The 21,853-nt window shown below is 73.1% G+C and carries 19 protein-coding genes; 14 read left to right on the plus strand and 5 right to left on the minus strand.

The window, feature by feature from the left end; translation table 11 throughout:
* Positions 1–10: 10 nt before the first annotated feature.
* The gene (locus O7633_RS18900) at positions 11–865 is read left to right on the plus strand and encodes a helix-turn-helix transcriptional regulator (RefSeq protein ID WP_282323375.1); all 855 of its coding nucleotides are present in this window, start codon (positions 11–13) and stop codon (positions 863–865) included.
* 4 nt (positions 866–869) lie between these two features.
* The gene (locus O7633_RS18905) at positions 870–1,097 is read left to right on the plus strand and encodes a DUF397 domain-containing protein (protein ID WP_278130432.1); all 228 of its coding nucleotides are present in this window, start codon (positions 870–872) and stop codon (positions 1,095–1,097) included.
* Between the two features lie 236 nt (positions 1,098–1,333).
* Here the strand turns inward: O7633_RS18905 and O7633_RS18910 are convergent, their stop codons facing one another.
* The gene (locus O7633_RS18910) at positions 1,334–1,819 is read right to left on the minus strand and encodes a methylated-DNA--[protein]-cysteine S-methyltransferase (protein WP_278130434.1); all 486 of its coding nucleotides are present in this window, start codon (positions 1,817–1,819) and stop codon (positions 1,334–1,336) included.
* Positions 1,820–1,974: 155 nt separating this feature from the next.
* On the opposite strand from O7633_RS18910, the gene O7633_RS18915 reads away from it, so the two are divergent.
* Together O7633_RS18915 and O7633_RS18920 are read left to right on the plus strand one after the other, a co-directional pair.
* Positions 1,975–2,496 carry a SigE family RNA polymerase sigma factor gene (locus tag O7633_RS18915; RefSeq protein ID WP_091275974.1) on the plus strand — a complete coding sequence of 174 codons (522 nt, stop codon included), beginning with the start codon at positions 1,975–1,977 and terminating at the stop codon, positions 2,494–2,496.
* Positions 2,493–3,626 (plus strand): hypothetical protein, encoded by a 1,134-nt coding sequence (locus O7633_RS18920; protein WP_282323376.1) that lies wholly within the window; start codon positions 2,493–2,495, stop codon positions 3,624–3,626. Before O7633_RS18915 ends, O7633_RS18920 begins: the two co-directional genes overlap by 4 nt.
* A 35-nt stretch (positions 3,627–3,661) precedes the next feature.
* Here the strand turns inward: O7633_RS18920 and O7633_RS18925 are convergent, their stop codons facing one another.
* On the minus strand, positions 3,662–4,429 hold the full coding sequence (locus O7633_RS18925; protein WP_278130437.1) for a hypothetical protein: 768 nt from the start codon (positions 4,427–4,429) through the stop codon (positions 3,662–3,664).
* Between the two features lie 358 nt (positions 4,430–4,787).
* On the opposite strand from O7633_RS18925, the gene O7633_RS18930 reads away from it, so the two are divergent.
* Both O7633_RS18930 and O7633_RS18935 read left to right on the plus strand, forming a co-directional pair.
* Positions 4,788–5,333, plus strand: coding sequence for a hypothetical protein (locus tag O7633_RS18930; protein ID WP_074478222.1), 546 nt, complete (start codon positions 4,788–4,790; stop codon positions 5,331–5,333).
* Positions 5,334–5,369: 36 nt separating this feature from the next.
* Positions 5,370–6,878, plus strand: a complete 1,509-nt coding sequence (locus tag O7633_RS18935; protein WP_074478223.1) for a flotillin family protein — start codon at positions 5,370–5,372, stop codon at positions 6,876–6,878.
* Between the two features lie 194 nt (positions 6,879–7,072).
* Here O7633_RS18935 and O7633_RS18940 read toward each other — a convergent pair whose 3' ends face one another.
* Together O7633_RS18940 and O7633_RS18945 are read right to left on the minus strand one after the other, a co-directional pair.
* Positions 7,073–9,148, minus strand: a complete 2,076-nt coding sequence (locus O7633_RS18940) for a S8 family serine peptidase (RefSeq protein WP_282323377.1) — start codon at positions 9,146–9,148, stop codon at positions 7,073–7,075.
* 236 nt (positions 9,149–9,384) lie between these two features.
* The gene (locus tag O7633_RS18945; protein WP_282323378.1) at positions 9,385–10,845 is read right to left on the minus strand and encodes a CCA tRNA nucleotidyltransferase; all 1,461 of its coding nucleotides are present in this window, start codon (positions 10,843–10,845) and stop codon (positions 9,385–9,387) included.
* A 125-nt stretch (positions 10,846–10,970) separates the two neighbouring features.
* Between O7633_RS18945 and murJ the strand changes: the two genes are divergently transcribed.
* From murJ to O7633_RS18980, 7 genes are all read left to right on the plus strand, one after another.
* On the plus strand, positions 10,971–12,716 hold the full coding sequence (murJ, locus tag O7633_RS18950) for a murein biosynthesis integral membrane protein MurJ (protein WP_282323379.1): 1,746 nt from the start codon (positions 10,971–10,973) through the stop codon (positions 12,714–12,716).
* 500 nt (positions 12,717–13,216) lie between these two features.
* Complete coding sequence (locus O7633_RS18955) at positions 13,217–14,821, plus strand: protein kinase family protein (RefSeq protein ID WP_278130446.1); 1,605 nt, start codon at positions 13,217–13,219, stop codon at positions 14,819–14,821.
* Positions 14,822–14,864: 43 nt separating this feature from the next.
* On the plus strand, positions 14,865–15,644 hold the full coding sequence (gene sigM / locus O7633_RS18960) for an RNA polymerase sigma factor SigM (protein ID WP_282323380.1): 780 nt from the start codon (positions 14,865–14,867) through the stop codon (positions 15,642–15,644).
* A complete protein-coding gene (locus tag O7633_RS18965) occupies positions 15,641–16,609 on the plus strand; it encodes a hypothetical protein (RefSeq protein ID WP_282323381.1) in 969 nt (322 codons plus the stop codon). Before sigM ends, O7633_RS18965 begins: the two co-directional genes overlap by 4 nt.
* Positions 16,610–16,821: 212 nt before the next feature.
* Complete coding sequence (trxB, locus tag O7633_RS18970; RefSeq protein ID WP_278130452.1) at positions 16,822–17,775, plus strand: thioredoxin-disulfide reductase; 954 nt, start codon at positions 16,822–16,824, stop codon at positions 17,773–17,775.
* Between the two features lie 77 nt (positions 17,776–17,852).
* Positions 17,853–18,176, plus strand: coding sequence for a thioredoxin (gene trxA / locus O7633_RS18975; RefSeq protein ID WP_043960991.1), 324 nt, complete (start codon positions 17,853–17,855; stop codon positions 18,174–18,176).
* A 148-nt stretch (positions 18,177–18,324) separates the two neighbouring features.
* Entirely contained in the window at positions 18,325–19,494 is a 1,170-nt protein-coding gene (locus O7633_RS18980; RefSeq protein WP_282323382.1) for an N-acetylmuramoyl-L-alanine amidase, read from the plus strand.
* Between the two features lie 70 nt (positions 19,495–19,564).
* On the opposite strand, the gene O7633_RS18985 is transcribed toward O7633_RS18980, so the two are convergent.
* A complete protein-coding gene (locus tag O7633_RS18985) occupies positions 19,565–20,230 on the minus strand; it encodes a GNAT family N-acetyltransferase (protein WP_074478242.1) in 666 nt (221 codons plus the stop codon).
* A 306-nt stretch (positions 20,231–20,536) separates the two neighbouring features.
* Between O7633_RS18985 and O7633_RS18990 the strand changes: the two genes are divergently transcribed.
* Positions 20,537–21,853: a PLP-dependent aminotransferase family protein gene (locus tag O7633_RS18990; protein WP_282323383.1), complete on the plus strand. Its 1,317-nt coding sequence runs from the start codon at positions 20,537–20,539 to the stop codon at positions 21,851–21,853.

Here is a 21,853-nt window from a genome sequence, read left to right on the forward strand (position 1 = left end):
GGAGCGCGGGATGGTCAACGAGCAGGCGGCGACGCTCCGGGCACAGTGGATCGGCCAGCAGCTCCGGGCGATGCGGGAGAGCGCCGGGCTGACGCTCAAGGACATGGGCGACTACATCAACCGGAACGCATCCACCGTGAGCCGGATGGAGTCCGGGACGATCCCGCCCCGGGTGCCTGAGGTCCTCGCCTACCTCGACCTGTGCGGCGTCGACGACTCGCGCCGGCGCGAGGACCTGAAGACCATGGCCCAGGATGCCTGGCAGAAGGGCTGGTGGGACGGGTTCAGCGCCAACCTCGCCGGGTCGCTGATCGACTGGATCTGGCTGGAGAGCCGCGCGACCGAGATCAGATCCTTCGAAATGGCCGTCGTCCCCGGCCTGTTGCAGACCCGCGCCTACGCCGAGGCCCTGATCCGAGCCTGGGACGACTCCGCCGACGACGAGCAGATCGCCCGTTTCGTTGAGGTGCGGATGCAGCGTCAGCAGCGGCTGGAGGAGCCCGAGCCGGTCCGGCTCTCCACGGTGATCGACGAGGGCGCCCTCCGGCGGGTCGTCGGCGGCCCCGCGGTGATGCGCGCCCAACTGGCCCACCTGCGAAAGGTGGCCGGCTGGCCGAACGTCGAGGTCATGATCCTGCCGGCTGGCGCGGGAGCCCATGCCTGCCCGGACGGCACCTTCGACGTCTTCCGGATGCGCCGCCCCTACCCGCCGGCCGGTTGCATCTCCACCGCCGTCGGGACTGTGGTCGTGGAAGGCGAGAAGGCCGAATCGCTGCACCAGCGCTACGATCGGCTGCGCCGGGCGGCGCTGCGCAACGGTGCCGCACAGCGGATCCTGTTCGATCTGGAAGCGCGTCTGGAGTGAGCACATGGCGAGCATCGGCGGATCGACCAGCACCGGGTTGCCGGTGGCCTGGCACGTCAGCACCCGCAGCGGCAGCGGCGGCGGCAACTGCGTCGAGGCCGGGCCGGTGCGTGACGGCAGCGGCCGGTTCGCCGTACGCGACAGCAAGGACCGCACCGGCCCGACGCTGCTCTTCCCCGCCGCCGACTGGACCGCCTTCCTCACCGGCCTCCGCGCCGGACGATTCGCCTGATCCCCGGCGACCCGGCCCGTTCTTGGCCGGTCAAGATCGTGCTCGATCAGTGATTCAGTGGCCTCGCCCCAAGCCTGACGCCACTCAATCCACGATTGAGCACGATCTTCCACGCTGTTCCGGCCCAACTGGCCCCTCTAGGCCCCGAAGAGCTCGGCAGCTCGGCAATCTTGGTACGAAACGGCCCCCAGAGGGGCCGAAATCTACCAAGATCTACTAGATGTTGCTCAATCCGGTCAGGACCAGGCGCGGCGCAGGGCGACGCCCGCCTCCAGCTCCAGTAGCTTCACCTTGCGCGGCAGGCCGCCGCCGAACCCGACCAGCTTCGCCCCCGCGCCCACGATCCGGTGGCAGGGGACGATCACGGGGATCGGATTGCGGTTGCAGGCCACCCCGACGGCCCGCGCCGCCCCCGGGTCGCCGTCGCCGACCAGCCGGGCCACCTCGCCGTAGGTAGACGTCTCCCCGTACGGGATGCGGGTCATCTCCCGCCACACCGCGCGCTCGAACTCGGAGCCCCGGCGCGCCGCCACGGGCACGGTGAACTCGGTCAGCTCCCCGGCGAAGTACGCCCGCAGCTCGGCCACGGCCCGGCCGGACAGCTCGTCGCCGGGGACGTCGACGGCGCTCTCCACCCGCCCGAAGTGCGCGCCGCACACGGCGGCGTCGTCGGTGGCCACGGAGAACTCGCCGATCGGGGAGTCGAGCACGGTCCAGCGCACACCCCATTCTCCCCCGCCAGCGCGACGCGCCCCGACCCCGCCAGCGCGACGCGCCCCGACCCCGCCCACCCGGCCCACCAGCTCCGGCCCGATCCGCCCGCCGGGTGAGGCAAACTTCCGGTCCCGGCCGGCGTCTTGACCATCGGAGGTGGACGGTGGCTGAGGTGACCGACGGGGAGTTCACCGCGTTCGTCAACGACCGCGGCGAGGCCCTGCTGCGTGTCGCGTACGCCCTGGCCGGCAGCCAGCACGGCGCGGAGGACCTGCTCCAGAACGCGCTGGCCAAGGCGTACACGCGCTGGCCGCAGATCCGGGGCGACGCCGAGCCGTACGTGCGTCGGATCCTCTACCACGACCAGGTCTCCGGCTGGCGTCGGCGGGCCCGACGGCCCGAGGTGCCGCTCGACGCGTTGCCCGAGGTGCCGGCGGAGCGGGACAGCGGCCACGACGCCGACCTGCGGATGCTGCTGCGGGATGCCCTGCTGACGCTGCCGCCCCGGCAACGGGCGGTGCTGACCCTGCGCTACCTGGAGGACCTGAGCGTCGAGCAGACCGCCGCGCTGCTGGGCTGCCGGACGGGGACGGTGGCCAGCCAGGCGTCCCGGGCCCTGGCCAAGTTGCGCCGGCTCGTGCCGGCCTTCGCCGAGTACGCCGATCGCCCGGAGGTGTCCCGATGAGTTCCCCGGCCGAGGAGGCGCTGAAGGCGGCCGTACGTGATCTCGCCCGCCAGGCGCGACCGGTGCCGGACCTGGCGGCCGGGGCGATACGGCGCGGCCGGCGGCTGCGGGCCCGGCGGCGGGCGGCGGCGGCAGCGGGTGCCGCCCTGGTCGCCGTCGCCGCCGTGGCGCTGCCGTTCGTGCTGCTGAGGCCGGATTCGCCGGTCCGGCCGGCGGTGCCCGAGCCGACGGCCTCGGTCACTGCGACCCCGGAGCTGCTGCCCACCCCCGGGCCGAGCTGGAGCACGTCGCCGCTGGCCCTGCCCGGCGGCTGGGTGGTCACCGGCGCCGGTCGGGGCGGCTCCAACCAGGGCGGCTCAGGCTGGGTGCTCGACCGCAGCCAGGGCCGCTACCTCCCCGTCCAGGGATACACCGGGGTGTGGCCCGCGCCGGAGGGCACGCTCACCGCCCTGGCCGACGAGGACCGGCCCGGGGAGATCGGCCTGGCCGACGCGGCCCGACGGCGCACGACCTGGTTCCGGACCGGAGTGTGGCTCGTGCAGCCGCAGTGGTCGCCGGACGGCCGCCGCCTCCTGCTGACCCTCCGGGCGGAGGGCGATCCGATGCGCATCGGTGTGCTCGACCCCGCCGGTGGGCTCGACGGCAAGGGCGCGCTCGACTCGTTCCCCGTCGACACCGACCGCTACTTCTGCACCGACTCCTGCTTCTTCACCTGGACCCGCGACGGCCGGGAGGTGGTGCTCCAGCAGACCGGATCGGGTGGGCCGCAGTCGGAGTCCGCCCGGCATCCCCGGCGGGGCGTGCAGCTCTTCTCCGCCGACGACGGCAGGCCGACCCGGTTCGTCGCCGTGCCCGGCGACCCGGCCGGCCCGTGGGCCTGGTCGCCCGACGGGCGGCTCGTGGTGGTGCAGGGCCAGCACGAGCCGCTGCTCGTCGAGACCGCCGACGGCCGGGTCGTCCGGGCCCTGCCGGCCGCCGATGCCGCCTTCGTCACCGACGACCGCCTGCTCTACCGCCGCCCGTACGGCGACCGGGACTTCGTGCTCGCCGACCCGACCGGGCGGGAGCTGGTGCGGCAGCCGCTCCCGCCCGAGCTGGTCGACCGGGCCGTCACCGTCGCGCCCGGTTGACGGGGCGGGCGCTCGGCACCGTGCCCGGCCGGCCGTCAGTTCCCGTAGGAGATGTTCCACTCCTTGCCGTCGAAGACGGCCTTGGCGCTGGTCATGCCGACGGGGTACACCAACTTGGCCGGTTGGGTGAGCTCGGAGATGTCCATCACCTCGCTGCTCGCGAAGCTTCCGAAGGCGAGCCAGTAGGTCGGTTTGGGGTCGAACTCGACCCCGAGGTTCGGCACCGTCGGCACCACGAACGTGCCGGCTCCCGACATTCCGATTCCCACGCTTCCCTGGTCGTCGTTGCCCGGCCCCGGAACGCTGTCGTCCTGCTTGATTATCAGGCTCCCGTTCTTACCCGACGGGCCGGTCGGGCCGAATTCGAAACCACCGTCGACGTAGGAGAGGCCGACCTGATTGTTCTGGGTCAGGTCGGCCGCCAGGATCTGGCCCGCCACGAACTGCGTCCCGGGGACGAGCGTGCCGACCTGCCCCCAGACGAAGTTGTAGTCGATGGTCCACTTGTATTCGATCGTCGTCGACGGGTGGCACATCTTCGACATCCAGGCGAGCGTGACCGCGTCGCTCGGAAGCACGGGGTTCTCCTGGAAGAGGATGGCATTCATGCCGTCCAGCGCGGAAGCGTTCGAAATCGTGACGCTGTAGCCGACGGCGTCCTTCTTCGCCCGGCTGTCGTGCGACGGGGCCCCGCGCGACGCCGCCCTCGCCTGGTCCGTGCGGCTGGTGCCGAGCAGGGCGGCGCCCAGGCCCGCGCCCAGCGCGGCGAGCCCTCCCCGGCGGCTGATCCTGATCTCTCTCATCGCTCCTCCTCGCGCACGACAAATTCCCCTGACGGCATCTCAAGAAAAGGAGAGGGGGCGTCAGGGTTTCGAATCAGAAGAATCTCTCTTGATCGATTAAATTCGAGAGTGTCAATATGTTAAGTAGGAACTCCCAGCGATGGCAAGGGTTTACCCGCAGCACCATATGGTCAACTCCCGGCACCGCCGGGAATTGCAGATCCAGGAAGGCTGGTTTACGCGGTATCGCAGCGGAAGGTGCTTTGGGTGTGATTGGCCTCGGCGTCTCCGACGCCGCCGGACACCGCCGCCGGTTCCGGCCGGACCGGTGGGCCGGAAGAGCGCCGTCGCACCGGTTCACCGGGCCCCGGCACGCCGGATGACCTTGCACAGGGCGGCTACCGTGCAGGTCGTGGCCACCGGAACGCTCATTTTCCTGATCATCGGCGGGGCGGGCGTCGGCGTGCTGGCGCTGGCCCTGCTCGGCACCGAGCTGTTCCACTTCGCCCATCCCGGCGCCGACGGGCCGGTGTCCCTGGAGGCGGTCGCCGGGTTCGCCGGCGCGTTCGGTTTCGGCGCGGCGATCGTCAACGAGCTGCTCGGTGCGCGTACCCCCGGGATGGTCGCGGCGGCGGCGGCCGGCGGCGCGGTCGCGGCGGTGCCCACGGCGTGGGTCGCGGCCCGACTGAGCCGGGCGGCCCGCACCATGCGCACCGACCCCACGCCCACCCGCCACCACCTCGTCGGCGCGCTCGGCCTCGTCGTGACCCCGATCCCCGTGGACGGCTACGGCGAGGTCCGGGTCCGGGTCGCCGGCCAGCCGGTCAAGCTCAACGCCCGTGCCGACCGGCCGATCGGGATGGGCGAGCAGATCTTCGTGGTCGAAGCCCTGAGCGAGACCAGCGTGCACGTCGAAACCTACTGACCCCACCACCCTCCCCTGTCGCAGAGCGGAAGTCGCATGCCCCTTCTCATCGCCATCGGCGGCGCGGTACTCCTCGTCGTCGTGCTCATCCTGTTCGTGCTGTCCCGGATCAAGGTCGCCGGGCCCAACGAGGCGTTCATCGTCACCGGCCGCAAGGGCCGGACCACGCAGACCGCCGACGGCGGCCGGTCCACCGACAACTCCGGGCAGAAGGTCGTCCTCGGCGCGTCGGTGTTCGTGCTGCCCGTGGTGCAGAAGATCCAGTCGCTGGACCTGTCCAGCCGTCGCATCGACGTCGGCATCAAGGGCGCGGTCAGCAAGCAGGGCATCCGGGCAGACCTGCACGGCGTCGCCATCGTCAAGGTCGGCGGCACCGAGGACGCGATCCGCGCCGCCGCCCAGCGCTTCCTGCACCAGCAGGACGAGATCGACAACTTCACCCGTGAGGTGCTGGCCGGCGCGCTGCGCTCGATCGTCGGCCGGCTCACCGTCGAGGAGGTCATCCGGGACCGGGCCGCGTTCGCCAGCGCGGTCGCCGAGGAGGCCGAGCACTCGATGACCAACCAGGGGTTGGTGCTGGACACCTTCCAGCTCCAGGACATCGTGGCGGAGGGCTCGTACCTCCAGGACCTGGGGCGGCCGGAGGCGGCCCGGGTGCTCAAGGACGCGGCGATCGCCGAGGCCCGGGCCCGGCAGCAGGCCGAGCAGGAGCGGCTGCTCGCCGAGGAGGCCATCGCCGAGGCCAACCGGAACCTGTCGCTCAAGCAGGCCGCCATCCAGGCGGAGATCGACGCGGCGAAGGCGAAGTCGGCGGCGGCTGGGCCGCTCGCCCAGGCCGAGCGGGACCAGGCGATCCTCTCCGAGCAGCAGAAGGTGGCCGAGCGCAACGCCGAGCTGAAGCAGCGCCAGCTCGACACCGAGGTGCGCAAGCCGGCCGACGCCGCCCGGTACAAGGTGGAGCAGGAGGCCGAGGCGGCCCGTAACGCGGCGGTGCTCAACGCCGACGCGCAGCGCCAGGCCACCATCGCCGCCGCGCAGGCCGCCGCCGAGCAGTCCCGGCTCACCGGTGAGGGCGAGCGGGCCCGCCGGGCCGCGCTGGCCGAGGCGAACGCCATCGAGGGCGCCAAGGAGGGCGAGGCCGAGCAGCGCCGGCGGTCCGCGATCGCCGAGGCCGTCGAGCGGGAGGGCCAGGCGGAGGCTGCGGCCATCCTGGCCAAGGGCCAGGCCGAGGCCGACGCGATGGCCCGCAAGGCCGAGGCGTTCGCCGCGTACGGGGAGGCTGCCGTGCTGGACCTGCTCGTCCGGGTGCTGCCGCAGGTGGTCGAGGCCGCCAGCGCGCCGATCGGCGCGATCGACAAGATGACCGTCATCTCCACCGACGGGGCGTCGACGCTGACGAAGTCGGTGGCGAGCAACGTGGCGCAGGGCCTCCAGCTCGGCACCGACCTGACGGGCATCGACCTGGCCGGCCTGCTCGCCAAGCTCGGCGCGGCGCGCAACGGCTCCGAGGCGGCCACCGTGGACGGCACCGCCGTCGACCGCTGACCCTCTCGTCCGGCGACCCGTTGCCGGCCGGGCCCGTCGTGGGCCCGGCCGGCTTCGCTTTCGGGTACGGGCACCCGGCGGGTTCCGGCATCCGGAGGGGTACGGGTGTCCGGCTCGCGGGGCAACGGCCGACGCCCGCCGGACCACCCCGGTGGGGGCGGTGCCGACGGGCGTCGGATGTGGTGCGGGGCCGGTCAGGCGAGGCCGATGGTGAACTGCTCCCACGAGCCGACCGAGGTGCTCTTGGCGATCAGCGGCTTGCTGCCGCCGCTGTCGGCCTTGACGATCTTGCTGTTCGCGTTCGCGTACAGGTGGACGGTGCCGTCCGGGTGGTGCCACCCGACGAAGAACGCCTCCCAGTCGCTGATCGAGCCGGCCTTCGCCAGCAGCGGCTGGGAGCCGCCGCTCTGCGCCGTCACGTACTTGTTGTTGACCAGCGCGCGGAAGGCGACCCAGCCGTAGCCGAGGTCGACCAGCTCGTACTTCTCCCAGGAGCCGACCGAGGTGCTGCGGGCCAGCAGCGGCTTGCTGCCGCCGCCGTCGGCCGCCACGAACTTGCCGTTCGCCTTGGCCTTCACGCTGACGATCGGGTTGGGCGCCTCGAAGTCGAACTTCTCCCAGGCGCCGATGCTGGCGCTCTTGGCAAGCAGCGGCTTGCTGCCCGCGCCGTCGGCGGCCACGTACTTGCCGTTGACCTGCGCCTTGAGGCTGATGCTGCCGTCGGTGTTGTTGACGAGCGCGAACTTCTCCCACGCGCCGATCGCGGTGCTCTTGGCGATCAGCGGCTTGCTGCCGCTGCCGTCGGCCGCGACGTACTTGCCGTTGGCCTTCGACTTGAGGGCGACCACCCCGCTGCTGACGGAGACGACGTCGAACTTCTCCCACCCGCCGAGCTGCCAGCTACGGGCGATGAGCGGCTTGGAGCCGCCGCTCTCGGCCACGACGAGGGAGTCGTTGACCCGGGCCCGCAGGCCGACGTTGGTGCGCGCCACCGGGGCCGCGCCCACGTGCGCGAGCCGGTCGATGCTGCCCGCCGGGCCGAGCACCGCGCCGGAGACGCCGTTGGTGACGACGGCGTTGCGCACCTGCTGCGGGCTCCAGCCCGGGTTCTGCGCGAGCAGCTGGGCGGCGATGCCGGCCACGTGCGGCGCGGCCATCGACGTCCCGTTGATGGTCTGCGTCGCGGTGGTGCCGCCGATCCACGCCGAGGTGATGCCGACGCCGGGGGCGAACGTGTCCAGGCAGGTCCCGTAGTTGGAGAAGCCGGCCATCATGTCGACCCGGTCGGTGGCGCCGACGGTGATGGCGGCCGGCGCGCGGGCCGGCGAGTGCAAGCAGGCGTCGTCGGCCTCGTTGCCGGCGGCGACGACGTAGGTGATGCCCTCGCCGATGGAGGTGGCGATCGCGTCGTCCAGCACCAGGTCGACGTCACCGCCGAGGCTCATGTTCGCCACCGCCGGCTTCTGGGCGTTGGTGGTCACCCAGTCGATCCCGGCGACGACCCCCTCGGTCGTGCCGTAGCCCGAGCAGTCGAGCACGCGCACCGCGACCAGGTCGACGTCCTTGGCGACGCCGTAGGTCGTGCCGCCCACGGTGCCCGCCACGTGCGTGCCGTGGCCGTTGCAGTCGGCGGCGTCGCCGCCGTCGACCGCGTCGAACCCGGAGCTGGCCCGGCCGCCGAAGTCCTGGTGGTTGACGTTGATGCCGCTGTCGATGATGTACGCGGTGACGCCGCTCGACGACGGGTACGTGTAGGACTTGCTCAGCGCCGGGGTGGTCTGGTCGATCCGGTCCAGGCCCCACGAGGGCGGGTTGGTCTGGGTGCCGCTCGCCGAGACCTTGCGCACCGGCTCGACGTAGGCGACGTCCGGGTCGGCCGCCAGCCGCTTCGCCTGGGCGGGGGTGAGCTGCGCGGAGTAGCCGCGCAGGGCCCCGGTGAAGACCTTGCGCACCGTGCCGCCGTTGGCCTTGGACAGGGCCTTGACGGTGCTGCGGGTGGCGCTCGCGCTGGCCTTGCCGTTCTTGAGCTTCACGATGTAGCGGCCTGGCACGACGCCCTTGGTCGAGGCGTCACGCGCCTGCGACCGCTTCGGCGCGGTCAGGTTCGGCCGCACCGGGTTGCCGGCGGCGTCCAGGCTGGACGCCGCCACGCCGGCCGCATCCGGGCCGGGCTGGGGGGTCGGGTCGGCCATCGCCGCGCCGGTAGTGGTGGCGAGGGCGATGGAGGTCGCGGAGGCGAGGGCGAGCCCGGCCACCGCAGAGCGGCGCATTACGCCACGACGTGTCAAAGAGATCTCCCCGTTGCAGCATCGACCGTCCGCCTCGGACGGCCGAGAACAATGAATCCGGCCTCACACTGAAATGGACAGGAGGCCGCGATGATGTTGCATCATCATGGACGTTGGTCGAACGGAATTACCTCAGCCGATCGGTCGATACGCTACCGTCGCGTCGTCAGTTTCCCGACAGGCCACGCCGGCGGGCCCCGGGTCCGCAGGCCCTGTGATCAGCCGCCGATGCCCTGTTCGCGGGCCCAGCGCAGCAGCTCCGCCTCGGCCTCGTCGCGGTCCAGCGGGCCGCGCTCCAGACGCAGCTCCTTGAGGTGCTTCCAGGCCCGGCCCACGACCGGCCCCGGCGGCACGCCGAGCAGCTCCATGATGGCGTTCCCGTCGAGGTCGGGGCGGACCCGGGCGAGGTCCTCCTCGGCGGCGATCCGGGCGATCCGCTCCTCCAGCGCGTCGTAGTCGGCCGCGAGGGCCGCCGCCTTGCGCCGGTTGCGGGTGGTGCAGTCCGAACGGGTCAGCTTGTGCAGGCGGGCCAGCAGGTCACCGGCGTCGGTGGCGTAGCGGCGCACCGCCGAGTCCGTCCACTCGCCCCGGCCGTACCCGTAGAAGCGCAGGTGCAGGCCCACCAGCTTGACCACCTGGGCGGTGACGTCCTTCGGGTAGCGCATGGCCTTCATCCGGGCCTTGGTCAGCCGGGCGCCGACGACCTCGTGGTGGTGGAAGCTGACCCGGCCGTCCGACCCGACGGCCTTGGTGGCCGGCTTGCCGACGTCGTGCATCAGCGCGGCCATCCGCAGGACGAAGTCGCACCCGTCGGTCTCGTACGACACGGCGTTGGCGACCACGGTGAGCGTGTGCTCGTAGACGTCCTTGTGCTGGGCGTGCTCGTCGATCTCCAGCTTCAGCCCGGTCAGCTCGGGCAGGAAGCGGTCGGCCAGACCGGTGTCGACCAGCAGCCGCAGGCCGGTTATCGGGTCCGCGCCGCAGAGCAGCTTGGTGAACTCGTCGCGGATCCGCTCGGCGGTGATCCGGTCCAGGTCGGTGGCCATCCTGCTCATCGCGGCCCGCACGTCGGGGTGCACCGCGAAGCGGAGCTGGGCGGCGAACCGGGCGGCGCGCAGCATCCGCAGCGGGTCGTCGCCGAAGGACTCGGCGGGGGTGCCGGGGGTGCGGATCACCCGGGCGGCGAGGTCGTCGAGGCCGCCGTGCGGGTCGGTGAACCGGTGTGCGGGCAGGCTCACCGCCATCGCGTTGATGGTGAAGTCGCGCCGCCTGAGGTCCTCGGTGAGGCTGGTGCCGTACTCCACGACGGGGTTGCGGCTGACCTGGTCGTACGCCTCGGCGCGGAACGTCGTGATCTCCAGCCGCAGCCCGTCGCGCTGGCAGCCGATGGTGCCGAACTCGCGCCCGGTCTCCCAGATCGACTCGGCCCAGCCCTTGACGACCCGCAGGGTCTGGTCGGGGTGGGCGTCGGTGCAGAAGTCGAGGTCGTCGCCGAGGCGGCCGAGCAGGGCGTCGCGCACCGAGCCGCCCACCAGGTGCAGCTCGTGGCCGGCGTCGGCGAACCGGCGGCCCAACTCGTCGGCGACCGGCGAGACGCGGAGCAGTTCGGCGACGGCGTTGCGCTGCGCGGCGGTGAGTTCGCGGCGGTCGGCGGCGTGGGGTGCGGAGGCTTCGGACATGGGATCGCCAGCCTATCGGTCGGGTCGGGGGCCTGATCCGCCGGGCGCGGGTAGGCAGCAGGTGTTGACTATGGTCATGGTGTGCGGGCCGGTGCCCGGCTCCGACGTACCCTGGGAGGCTGGAGATGAGCGGCGGTCTCTACCGCAGCGCGAACGCCGCGCAGGGCGGCGGCCGGCCCCCCGGCGACGACGCCACCTTCATCTCGGCGGAGCCGCTGAACCAGCCCGCGATCGAGTCGACCGCGCCGCCGCAGGAGCAGGTCGCCGAGGCCAGCGCCGCGACGAACAGCGCGGTGATGGCGATCGGCAGCCTGGTCAGCCGGGGCACGGGCTTCCTGCGCACGCTGGCGCTGACCGCCGCGCTGGGCGGGGCGCTGGTCGGCGACGCGTACACCACGGCGCAGATCCTGCCCGGGATGGTCTACGAGTTCCTGCTCGGCGGCATCCTCACCAGCGTCCTGATCCCGGTGCTGGTGCGCCGCCGCAAGGCCGACGCGGACCAGGGACAGGCGTACTCGCAACGGCTGCTGACGCTCGCGGTGCTCACCCTGGCCGTCGCGGCGCTGCTGGCCGTCCTGGGCGCGGGGCTGCTGACCTCGCTGTACGCGAGCGACAAGTCCAGCGGCGCCTACCAGTCGCTGGTCACCGACCTGTCGTACCTGATGCTGCCGATGATCTTCTTCACCGGCCTCAGCGCGCTGATCAGCGCGGTGCTCAACACCCGGGGGCACTTCGCCGCCCCGATGTGGGCGCCGATCCTGAACAACATCGTGGTGATCGCCACCGCCGGCCTCTACATCGCCATCTTCGGCGCGGAGATCGTCGAGCCGGAGCAGATGACCACCGGGCGGATCCTGCTGATCGGCGGCGGCACCCTGCTCGGGGTGGCGATCCAGGCGGCCGGGCTGCTGCCGGCCCTGCGCAAGGTCGGGTTCCGCTGGCGGCTGCGGTTCGACTTCCGGGCGCTGGGCCTGGGCGAGCTGGGCCGGCTCGGCGCGTGGATGTTCTGCTACGTGGCGGTCAGCCAGATCGGCCTGATCGTCCTGTTCAACCTGCTCAACCGCGCCGGCCGGGAGAACGCCGCCGGCCCGCTGATCTACAACAACGTCTTCCTGCTGCTGATGATGGCGCACGGCATCATCGCGGTGTCGATCATCACGGCGCTGATGCCCCGGATGAGCGCCGCCGCCGCCGACGGCCGATACTCCGACCTCGCCGCCGACCTGTCCCGGGGCACCCGCACGGTCACGGCGGTGCTGGCCCCCATCGCGGTCTGCTACGCGGTGCTCGCCGGCCCGCTGTCGGTGACGCTGTTCCGCTACGGGGCGTTCAGCGACGAGAACGCCACCGCCACCTCGCTGGTGCTGCTGGTGGCGGCGCTGGCGCTGGTCCCGTTCGCGGTCAGCCAGTTGTTCACCTTCGCCTTCTACGCGCTCCCGGACACCCGCACCCCGGCCCTGATCAACATCCCGGTGGTGGCGCTGCGGATCGGCGTGCAGATCGGGCTGTTCGCCGCCTTCTCCGCCACCTTCGCCGCGGCGGGGATGATGATCGGCAACGCGGTCTCCTACCTGGCCGCCGCCGTGTTCTCCGCGCTGCTGCTGCGGCCCCGGGTCGGCCGGATCGGGCTGGGCGCGATCATGCGTACGCTCGGCAAGGTCGTGGTGGCCGCGCTCGGCGCCGCGCTGGTCGGCCTGCTGGTGGTGAACCTGCTGCCCGGCGGCGACACGCTGAGCTGGCCGCAGGCCGTGTTCCGGCTGGTCCTCGGCGGGGCGGTGATCGTCGGGACGTACCTCGGGCTGGCCATGGTCCTGCGGATCGGCGAGATCACCGAGGTGGTCGGGATGGTCCGCCGCCGCCTCGGCCGCTGACCGCCGGCCCGCCGACCGACCCGGCCGACCCGGGCCTCTCCGACCGGCCGACGCCCCCGGCCGCACCGGGCGCTCCGACCGGCAGACACGGAGCGTGATCGAGGATCACCAGGCTGGGGACAGCCCTGTGGATAACTCAGCGATTCGCCGGTCAGCAGCCATAAGTCCCTGTGGACAACCAACCGTAAGGCTGAGCATGGCGGGCCGTTCGGCGGGGAATCCCCCGTCGCCACCCGGACGCCACACCGGCGTGGCCCCTGCAACGACTACTTGCCGTCAACCTCTAGATTGGCTAGTACATGTGCCAGCAACGCGGCCGACAACGGTCGTAACCGGACAGGCGCGGCCACTCCCGGCACCTCAGCCGGGTACGCCGGGAAGATGACATGTCGGGGAGGCCGGCAACCCGGGTAAGGTCGCTCTCGACGGGTACGGCTGACCCCCGGCGCTCCGCGTCGAGACCGTCGGCCGGTTCCTCAACAGGCAGAGCGGGAAGCCAGATGCCCAGCAGCGCGGGTCCATCGATCGACACGATCACCGAGGGAGGACGGGTGACCCAGGTCGGCGAGGGTCAGCAGGCGGAGGAGAGCGCTCCGCCGATCATGACCTTCGGTGCTCCCACGGCCGGTGAGATCCTCGCCGAGCGGTACGAGCTGGTCGAGCACATCAACAACGACAGCGCGGGCCGGTTGGTCTGGCGCGGGGTCGACGTGGTGCTGCGCCGCCCGGTCGCGGTCGTGCTGCGTTACCCGGGCGGCGACTCGGCCACCGAGATGCTCCAGGCGGCCGTCGCGGCCAGCCGGGTGATCCACCCCAACCTGGTCGGCGTGTACGACGCGATCGACGAGGCCGAGCGGGCGTACGTGGTCCGCGAGTGGGTCGACGGGCGGTCCCTGCGGGAGATGGTGGCCGACGGCCCCCTCGACCCGGGCCGGACGACCGCGGTCGGCAACGCCGTGGCCAGCGCCCTGGCGGCCGTGCACGCCACCGGCATGGTGCACGGCAACGTGCACCCCGGCACCGTCATGATCAGCGACGAGGGCCGCGTGGTCCTGGCCGACGCCCGCACCGACGGCGCGGACAGCCAGGAGAACGACGTCCGCGCGATCGGCGGCATCCTCTACTTCGCCCTCACCGGGCACTGGCCGCACGCCGAGGCCCCGCTGCACGGCGCCACCGCCGGCCACGGCCGGGCCGCGATCCCCGACGCCGTCCGCGACGCCAGCGGCGCGATCGCCGCGCCCCGCCAGGTCCGGGCCGGCGTGCCGGCCTACCTCGACGACCTCACCATGGACCTGCTCGACGCCGGCATCGCCCCGCCGCCGTCGGACGTGCTCTCGGCCGAGCTGGCCCGCCTGGACATCCCGGTCGAGGACGACACCTACCTGGAGCCCACCGGCCCGCTGCGGTTCGCCGCCGACAACGGCGAGGAGCCGTCGCCGCTGGCCTCGGTCGCCGGGCGGAAGGTCGCCGTCGGCATCGCCGGCCTCCTGGCGGTCGCCCTCGTCGGCCTACTCATCGGCATCAGCGTCCTCGGCAACGACGAGGACACGCCGCAGACCGAGCCGGTGGCCCGGCCGTCCAGCAGCGCCCCGGCCACCGAGGCCACCCCCGCCGCCGCCGTCCGCAAGCTGTCGGTGACCGAGGTCCGCATCGTCGACCCGGACAGCAAGCTCCGCGACGAGCTGGGCGGCGCCGAGAAGGTGATCGACGGCGATGCGGACAAGGGCTGGGACACCGACACCTACACGCGGTCGAACTTCGGCAACACCAAGAGCGGCATGGGCGTCTGGATCGACCTCGGCGAGGAGCGCACCGTCAAGTCGGTGCAGGTGAGCCTCTCCGCGACCGGCGCCTCCGCCCAGCTCTTCGCGGGCACCGTCGACCCGCCGCCCACCTCGTCGGGCGACAAGGAGCTCTTCAACAACTACAAGAAGAACCCGATCGGGCAGCCCTTCGAGCAGCACGACGGCACCACGATGACCTTCAACGGTTTCGACGCCGACGCGAAGTACCGCTACCTGCTGTTCTGGATCACCGAGCTGCCCCCGAACGACCGGGGTTACCAGATCGGCGTCCAGGAGATCACGGTCCAGGGGTCGTGAACCGGGGCCCGGTGACGGGGCACCGCAGCGATCGGGCGCGGTGATGGACGGTCACGACGAGCGCGCCAGCGACGCCGACCTGCTGCGCGCCCACGTCGCCGGTGACCGGGACGCCTTCACCGAGCTGTTCCACCGGCACCGGGACCGGCTCTGGGCCGTGGCCCTGCGGACCCTGGGCGACCGCGAGGAGGCCGCCGACGCCCTCCAGGACGCGCTGCTGTCCGCCCACCGGGCGGCGGCCCGGTTCCGGGGCGACTCGGCGGTGACCACCTGGCTGCACCGGATCGTGGTGAACGCCTGCCTCGACCGGATCCGCCGCCGGCAGGCGCACCCGACCGTCCCGCTGCCCGACGGCACGCACGGCGTCGACGGCGGCCCGTCGACCGGCGGCGCGGAGCCCGCCGCCCCCGTCCAGGACCACGACACCGCCCTGGTGGTCCGGCAGGCGCTCGCCGAGCTGCCCGTCGAGCAACGGGCGGCGCTGATCCTCGTGGACGTGCAGGGCTACCCGGTGGCCGAGGTGGCCCGCATCCTCGACGTCGCCGAGGGCACCGTCAAGAGCCGCTGCGCCCGGGGCCGGGCCCGGCTCGCCGTGGCGCTCGGGCACCTGCGTACGGGCGCGCTGCCCGACGGCCCGGCCGGCGACGCCGCAGGGGCGGGCCGACAGCCCGACGCCGTGCGGCTGGCCTCGCCGCGCGCCGGCGTCGACGGCTCCCATGGCCCGGACGTGCCCGCCGTCACCCAGGGGAACCCCCGGCCGACCGACGGCGTCCGATCAGGGTCGGGACGCTCCCGGCGCGTCGCCAACCAGGAGGACTCGTGACTGCCGGGGGGTTCAGGGAGGTCGACCTCGACCTGCTCGCCGACTACCTCGGCGGCGCGTTGGACGGCACCCCCGACGAGGCGGTCGTGGCGCGACTCGTCGCGGAGGACCCGGCCTGGGCCGGGGCCCACGACGCGCTGGCGGCGGCCCTGGCCCCGGTCGGCGACGCCCTCGCGGCCTGGGCCGGGCCGGCACCGCAGATGCCGCCGGTCGTCGCCGACCGGATCACCGCCGCGCTGGCCGGCGCCGGCCCCGGCACGCCCGCCGGTGCCACCGACCAGCCCGACCGGGCGGGCCTCGCCGACCAGGCCCGGCTCGGCCGGGTGCCCGCCCAGCCCACCGGGGGCACGCGGCGGCCCGCCGGCGGTCCCGGCCCGACGACCGGCCGCCCCGGCGGTCGCGGGCGACGCTGGGCGCGGCTCGCCGGGCCGGTGGCCCTGGCCGCGGCCTCGGTCGTCGCCGTCGGATTCGGGCTCAACCAGGTGGTCGGCGGCAGCGACCAGAGCGGCGGCGCGGCCGACCGGCCGGTCAACGCGCAGGCGGAGTCGGGCGGCGGCGGGTTCACCCTCGCCGGCACGCCACGACGCTCGGGCACCGACTGGACGCCGGAGTCCCTGGCCGCCGGCGGCCGGTTGTCTCCCGCCAGCGAGCCGCCGAGGTCGTTCGGGGCGGGGCCGGACGCGCCGGCCGGAGGCGACGACGACGGACGGCTGCCGGCCGTCGGCGGCCTGGGCCGGCTCACCGGCACCGGCGCCCTGGCCGACTGCCTCACCGCGGTCAGCGCCGAGCACGGTGCCGGTCCGCTCACCGTCGACCTCGTCGACTATGCGCGCTTCCAGGGCGCGCCGGCGCTGGTCGTGCGCTTCGTCGACCCGTCCGGGGAGCGCTGGGCGTGGGTGAGCGGCCCCGAGTGCGGGGTGCCCGGGTCCGGTGCCGACACCCGCTACCGGACGCGGGTAGGGTGAGGCCGCCGCCGGCCCGGCGGGCCTCCACCGGCTGCGCCTGATTCACCTCTGCCGTTCTTCCACGTGACGTGACCCACCGGATGACCGGCTCGGGAATCCCCACTTCGTACGATGACGTTCTGCAAGTCAGTAGTCGGCGTCCGCGCGGCGTCGACGCTCCGACCGGCATCGGTGCGCGTGCCGATGGCGACCACACACATCGGGAGACGGCAGTGGACGAGGTCCGCAACCTGATCATCATCGGCTCCGGGCCGGCCGGTTACACGGCGGCGGTCTATGCCGCGCGCGCCAACCTCAAGCCCCTGGTCATCGAGGGCGTGCAGTCCGGCGGCGCGCTGATGACGACCACCGAGGTGGAGAACTTCCCCGGTTTCGCCGACGGCATCCTCGGCCCCGAGCTGATGGACAACATGCGCAAGCAGGCCGAGCGGTTCGGCGCCGAGTTCCTCACCGACGACGTGACCCGGGTCGAGCTGACCGACACCGGCAAGATCGGCTCCGCCGCGGTGAGCACCGTGTGGGTCGGCGAGACGGCCTACCGGGCGAAGGCGGTCATCCTCTCCACCGGCTCCGCCTGGCGTCCGCTGGGCGTGCCGGGCGAGCAGGAATACCTCGGCCACGGCGTGTCGTCCTGCGCCACGTGTGACGGCTTCTTCTTCCGCAACCAGCACATCGTGGTCGTCGGCGGCGGCGACTCGGCGATGGAGGAGGCCAGCTTCCTCACCCGGTTCGCCGAGTCGGTCACCATCATCCACCGGCGCGACTCGTTCCGCGCCAGCAAGATCATGGCCGAGCGGGCGCTGGGCAACGAGAAGATCAAGGTCGAGTGGAACAGCGTGGTCGAGGAGGTCCTCGGCGACGACGGCAAGGTCACCGGCGTCCGCGTCCGCAACGTGCACACCGGGGAGAGCAAGGTCCTCGACGTCACCGGCGTCTTCGTGGCGATCGGCCACGACCCGCGCAGCGAGCTCTTCCGGGGCCAGGTGGAGCTGGACGACGAGGGCTACGTGAAGGTGCAGGCCCCCAGCACCCGCACCAGCGTCCCGGGCGTGTTCGCCGCCGGTGACGTGGTGGACCACACCTACCGGCAGGCCATCACCGCGGCCGGCACCGGCTGCGCCGCCGCCCTCGACGCCGAGCGCTTCATCGCCACGCTCGAAGGCTGAGCGCCGTGCCCCCGGCTTCCCGGGCGGCGCACCGAAACGACTGAAGGAACACATCGCAAGACCGTAGGAGGGTCATAGTGGGAGCGACAAAGGCGGTCACCGACGCGAGTTTCGCCGTCGACGTGCTCAAGTCCGACAAGCCGGTGCTCGTCGACTTCTGGGCGGAGTGGTGCGGCCCGTGCCGCAAGGTCTCGCCGCTGCTCGAGGAGATCGCCGGCGAGATGGGCGACCAGGTCAGCATCGTCAAGCTCAACATCGACGAGAACCCGGAGACCGCGCGCGCGTACCGGGTGATGTCGGTGCCGACCCTGACCGTGTTCAAGAACGGCGAGCCGGTCCAGTCGATCGCCGGCGCCAAGCCGAAGGGCGAGCTGGTCAAGCTGATCCAGTCCGCGCTCTGACAGCCGCCGTGCGAAACCCCGCGTCCGTTGGGCGCGGGGTTTCGCGTTTCCCGGCCGTGACCTGCGCGGACACCGCCACCTCGGCCCGCCCGACCGCATAGCCTCAACCCGGGAGCCGCCGGCCGGCGACCCTGCGAAGGGGGCGAGCGTGCGTCCGATCCGACCCGGTGACCGCGGACCGGCGGTGCGCGAGATCCGCGCCGTCCTGACCGGTCTCGACCTGCTCGCGGCCGGGCCCCCGGCCGGCGACGAGTTCGACGCCGACACCGAACGCGCCGTGCGGGCGTTCCAGCAGTCCCGGGGGCTCAGCGTCGACGGGCGGGTCGGCGCGGAGACCTGGCGCGCCCTGGACGCCGCCCGCTGGCGGCTCGGCGCGCGCACCCTCTACCACGCCGTGCCGGAGCCGCTGACCGGCGAGGACGTCCGGTCGCTCCAGGAACGCCTGCTGGAGATGGGGTACGACGTGGGACGCGCCGACGCCGTCTACGGCGTACGCACCTCGCGGGCGGTGGCCCAGTTCCAGCGCGAGATGGGGCTCAAGCCGGACGGCTCCTGCGGCCCGCAGACCATGGGGACGCTGCGCAGGCTGGGGCGCAAGGTGGTGGGCGGGCGGCCGCAGTGGCTGCGCGAGTCCGACGCGATCCGGCAGGCCGGCCCGACCCTCGTCGGCCGGACCGTGGTCGTCGACCCGGGGCACGGCGGCACCGATCCCGGGGTGGTGGTGCCGGACGGCCCGCTGCGCTGGACCGAGGCCGACCTGGTGCACGACCTGGCCAGCCGGCTGGAGGGGCGGCTCGCGGCAGCGGGCGTGCGGGTGCAGCTCACCCGGGGCCCGACGCCGCAGAGCTGCCTGCCGGACGCCGAGCGGGCGCACCTGGCCAACTCCCTCGGCGCCGACGTGTTCATCTCGCTGCACACCGACGGGCACGCCAACCCGGAGGCGGAGGGGGTCGCCACCTACCACTACGGCACCGGCAACGGGGTCACCTCCGCGACCGGCGAGCGGCTGGCCGGGCTGGTGCAGCGGGAGATCGTGGCGCGCACCGGCCTGCGGGACTGCCGTACGCACGCCAAGACGTGGGAACTGCTGCGGCTGACCCGGATGCCGGCGGTGCGGGTGGAGGTGGGCTACCTGACGTCGCCCACCGACCGGGGACGGCTGGTCGACCCCCGGTTCCGGGACCGGCTGGTCGAGGCGATCGTCGCCGCCGTCCAGCGCATGTACTTCCCGATCGAACGGGACGTGCCCACCGGTTCGATCGACGTCGGCGCGCTGCGCGCGGCGGTCGCCGCCGGCCGCCGGGTGGGCGCGAACTGAGCCGCCCGCCACGGCGGCAGCCGGCACCGTGCGGGGCCGCCGCCCGCAGGGCCGGTCGACACCCGGCCGGTCAGCCGCCGGTGGAGCGGGTCGCCGGGGCGGGCCGGACCGGCCGGAGCAGGGTCTCCGGGCTCATCGACCCGAGCAGCTTCTCCAGGGCGTACTCGACGTCGGACTTCCAGCTCAGCGCGGTGCGCAGCTCCAGCCGCAGCCGAGGGAAGCGGGGATGCTGACGGACCGTCTTGAAGCCCACCGACAGGAAGAAGTCGGCGGGGGCCACGCAGCCGCCCGCCGGGTCGCCCTCGTCGCCGAACTTCGCGTCGCCGAACGCCTCGATCGCCTTGATGCCCCGCTTCGTGAGGTCCCGGGCGACGCCCTGCACCAGCATCCGGCCGAGCCCGCCGCCCGCGAAGGGCGCGACCACGTGCGCGGTCATCAGCAGCGCCGCGTCGGCGGAGACCGGGGAGGTGGGGAACGCCATCGACCGGGGCACGTAGGCCGGCGGGGCGTACATCACGAACCCGGCGGGCATGCCGTCGACGTACGCGAGCTTGCCGCAGGAGCCCCACTCCAGCAGTGTCTGCGAGACCCAGGCCTCCTTCTCCAGCCCCGGGTCGCCGGCGGCGCACGCCCGGTCGGCCGAAACCGGATCAAGCTCCCAGTGGACGCACTGCCGGCACGGCCGGGGCAGGTCCTCCAGGGTGTCGAGGGTCAAACTGACCAGACGTCGCGACATCGGCGCATCCCCACAATAGGCTCGGAGGCGAGATCGACGCCGCCGCCTTCGGTACCTCCGACGAGCGATCGTACGCCGCCGGACGACGGTACGGGAGGGGATGCGCGAAACACCCCGCACCGCCCATCCGGGCCTGCCGTTCCGCCGCGCGGCCGGTCCGGGATGTGGACGGCCGGCAAATGGACCGGCCCGGCCGGGCGGGGAGGGACTACCATCGGTGGTCTGCGTCCCGTGCCGCCATGGTCTGCGGTGTCCCGGGTACCCCCGGGGGGCGGGAGCCGCCCGACACGCGATCGAGGTGATGTCATGACCGGCACGACGCTCGACGACTACACCGACCGGTACGCCCGGCGCGTCCGGGGCATGACCGCCTCGGAGATCCGCGCACTGTTCGCGGTGGCCAGCCGGCCCGAGGTGGTCTCCCTCGCCGGCGGCGCGCCGTACATCGCCGCGCTGCCGCTGGACGCGGTGGGCGAGATGCTCGGCCGGCTCGGCTCCGAGCACGGCGTCACCACCCTCCAGTACGGCATCGGGCAGGGCTCCCTGGAGCTGCGCGAGCGGATCTGCGAGGTGATGGCCCTCTCCGGCATCGACGCGTCGTGCGGGGCCTCCCCGGAGGACGTGGTGGTGACCGTCGGTGGGCAGCAGGCGCTCGACCTGGTGGCCCGCCTCTTCCTGGACCCGGGCGACGTGGTGCTCGCCGAGGGGCCGACCTACGTCGGCGCGCTCGGGGTGTTCCAGGCCGCCCAGGCCCAGGTCGTGCACGTGCCGATGGACGACGACGGGCTGATCCCGGAGGCGCTGGAGACGGCGGTCGCCGACCTGGCCCGGGCCGGGCGGCGGGTGAAGTTCCTCTACACCATCCCGACCTACCAGAACCCGATGGGCGTGACGCTCAGCGAGGAACGGCGCGAACGGGTCCTCGACATCTGCGAGCGCGCGGGCCTGCTGGTGATCGAGGACGACCCGTACGGGCAGCTCGGTTTCGAGGGTGACGCCCCGCGGCCGCTGCGGGCCCGGCGGCGCGACGGCGTCTTCTACCTCAGCACCTTCTCCAAGACCTTCGCCCCGGGGCTGCGGGTCGGCTGGATCCTGGCTCCGCACGCGGTCCGCGACAAGCTGGTCATCGCCAGCGAGGCCAACATCCTCTGCCCCAGCGGGTTCGCCCAGGCCGCCGTCTCGACCTACCTGGGGACGATGCCGTGGCGCGAGCAGCTCAAGACCTACCGGGAGGTCTACCGGGAGCGCCGCGACGCCCTGCTGACCGCGCTGGAGGACCTGATGCCGGCCGGCACCACCTGGACCAGGCCCACCGGCGGCCTCTTCGTCTGGGCGAGCCTGCCCGACGGCCTGGACGCCAAGGCGATGGTGCCGCGCTCGATCGCGGCCCGGGTCGCGTACGTGCCGGGCACCGGCTTCTACGCCGACGGCACCGGCACCGGCAACATGCGGCTCAACTACTCCTTCCCCACGCCCGAGCGGATCCGGGAGGGGGTGCGCCGGTTGGCCGGCGTGATGGAGCAGGAGATCGCCATGCGCCGGGTCTTCGGGAACACCGTCGGGCGTCCCGGTTCGCGGCGGGGGCAGGCCGGCGCGGACACCCCGGGACCCGACTTGGCATGA

Origin of the sequence: Micromonospora sp. WMMD712 (genome assembly GCF_029581295.1) — a bacterium.
GTDB classification, from domain to species: domain Bacteria; phylum Actinomycetota; class Actinomycetes; order Mycobacteriales; family Micromonosporaceae; genus Micromonospora; species Micromonospora carbonacea.

What these genes read in the sequence shown, in the direction of transcription:
- O7633_RS18930 (WP_074478222.1), top strand. Translation starts at nt 4,788, where the DNA reads ATGACCTTGCACAGGGCGGCTACCGTGCAGGTCGTGGCCACCGGAACG.
- O7633_RS18990 (WP_282323383.1), top strand. Translation starts at nt 20,537, where the DNA reads ATGACCGGCACGACGCTCGACGACTACACCGACCGGTACGCCCGGCGC.
- O7633_RS18955 (WP_278130446.1), top strand. Translation starts at nt 13,217, where the DNA reads ATGCCCAGCAGCGCGGGTCCATCGATCGACACGATCACCGAGGGAGGA.
- O7633_RS18935 (WP_074478223.1), top strand. Translation starts at nt 5,370, where the DNA reads ATGCCCCTTCTCATCGCCATCGGCGGCGCGGTACTCCTCGTCGTCGTG.
- O7633_RS18900 (WP_282323375.1), top strand. Translation starts at nt 11, where the DNA reads ATGGTCAACGAGCAGGCGGCGACGCTCCGGGCACAGTGGATCGGCCAG.
- murJ (WP_282323379.1), top strand. Translation starts at nt 10,971, where the DNA reads ATGAGCGGCGGTCTCTACCGCAGCGCGAACGCCGCGCAGGGCGGCGGC.
- O7633_RS18920 (WP_282323376.1), top strand. Translation starts at nt 2,493, where the DNA reads ATGAGTTCCCCGGCCGAGGAGGCGCTGAAGGCGGCCGTACGTGATCTC.
- O7633_RS18945 (WP_282323378.1), bottom strand. Translation starts at nt 10,845, where the DNA reads ATGTCCGAAGCCTCCGCACCCCACGCCGCCGACCGCCGCGAACTCACC.
- O7633_RS18985 (WP_074478242.1), bottom strand. Translation starts at nt 20,230, where the DNA reads ATGTCGCGACGTCTGGTCAGTTTGACCCTCGACACCCTGGAGGACCTG.
- O7633_RS18905 (WP_278130432.1), top strand. Translation starts at nt 870, where the DNA reads ATGGCGAGCATCGGCGGATCGACCAGCACCGGGTTGCCGGTGGCCTGG.
- sigM (WP_282323380.1), top strand. Translation starts at nt 14,865, where the DNA reads ATGGACGGTCACGACGAGCGCGCCAGCGACGCCGACCTGCTGCGCGCC.
- O7633_RS18940 (WP_282323377.1), bottom strand. Translation starts at nt 9,148, where the DNA reads ATGCGCCGCTCTGCGGTGGCCGGGCTCGCCCTCGCCTCCGCGACCTCC.
- O7633_RS18925 (WP_278130437.1), bottom strand. Translation starts at nt 4,429, where the DNA reads ATGAGAGAGATCAGGATCAGCCGCCGGGGAGGGCTCGCCGCGCTGGGC.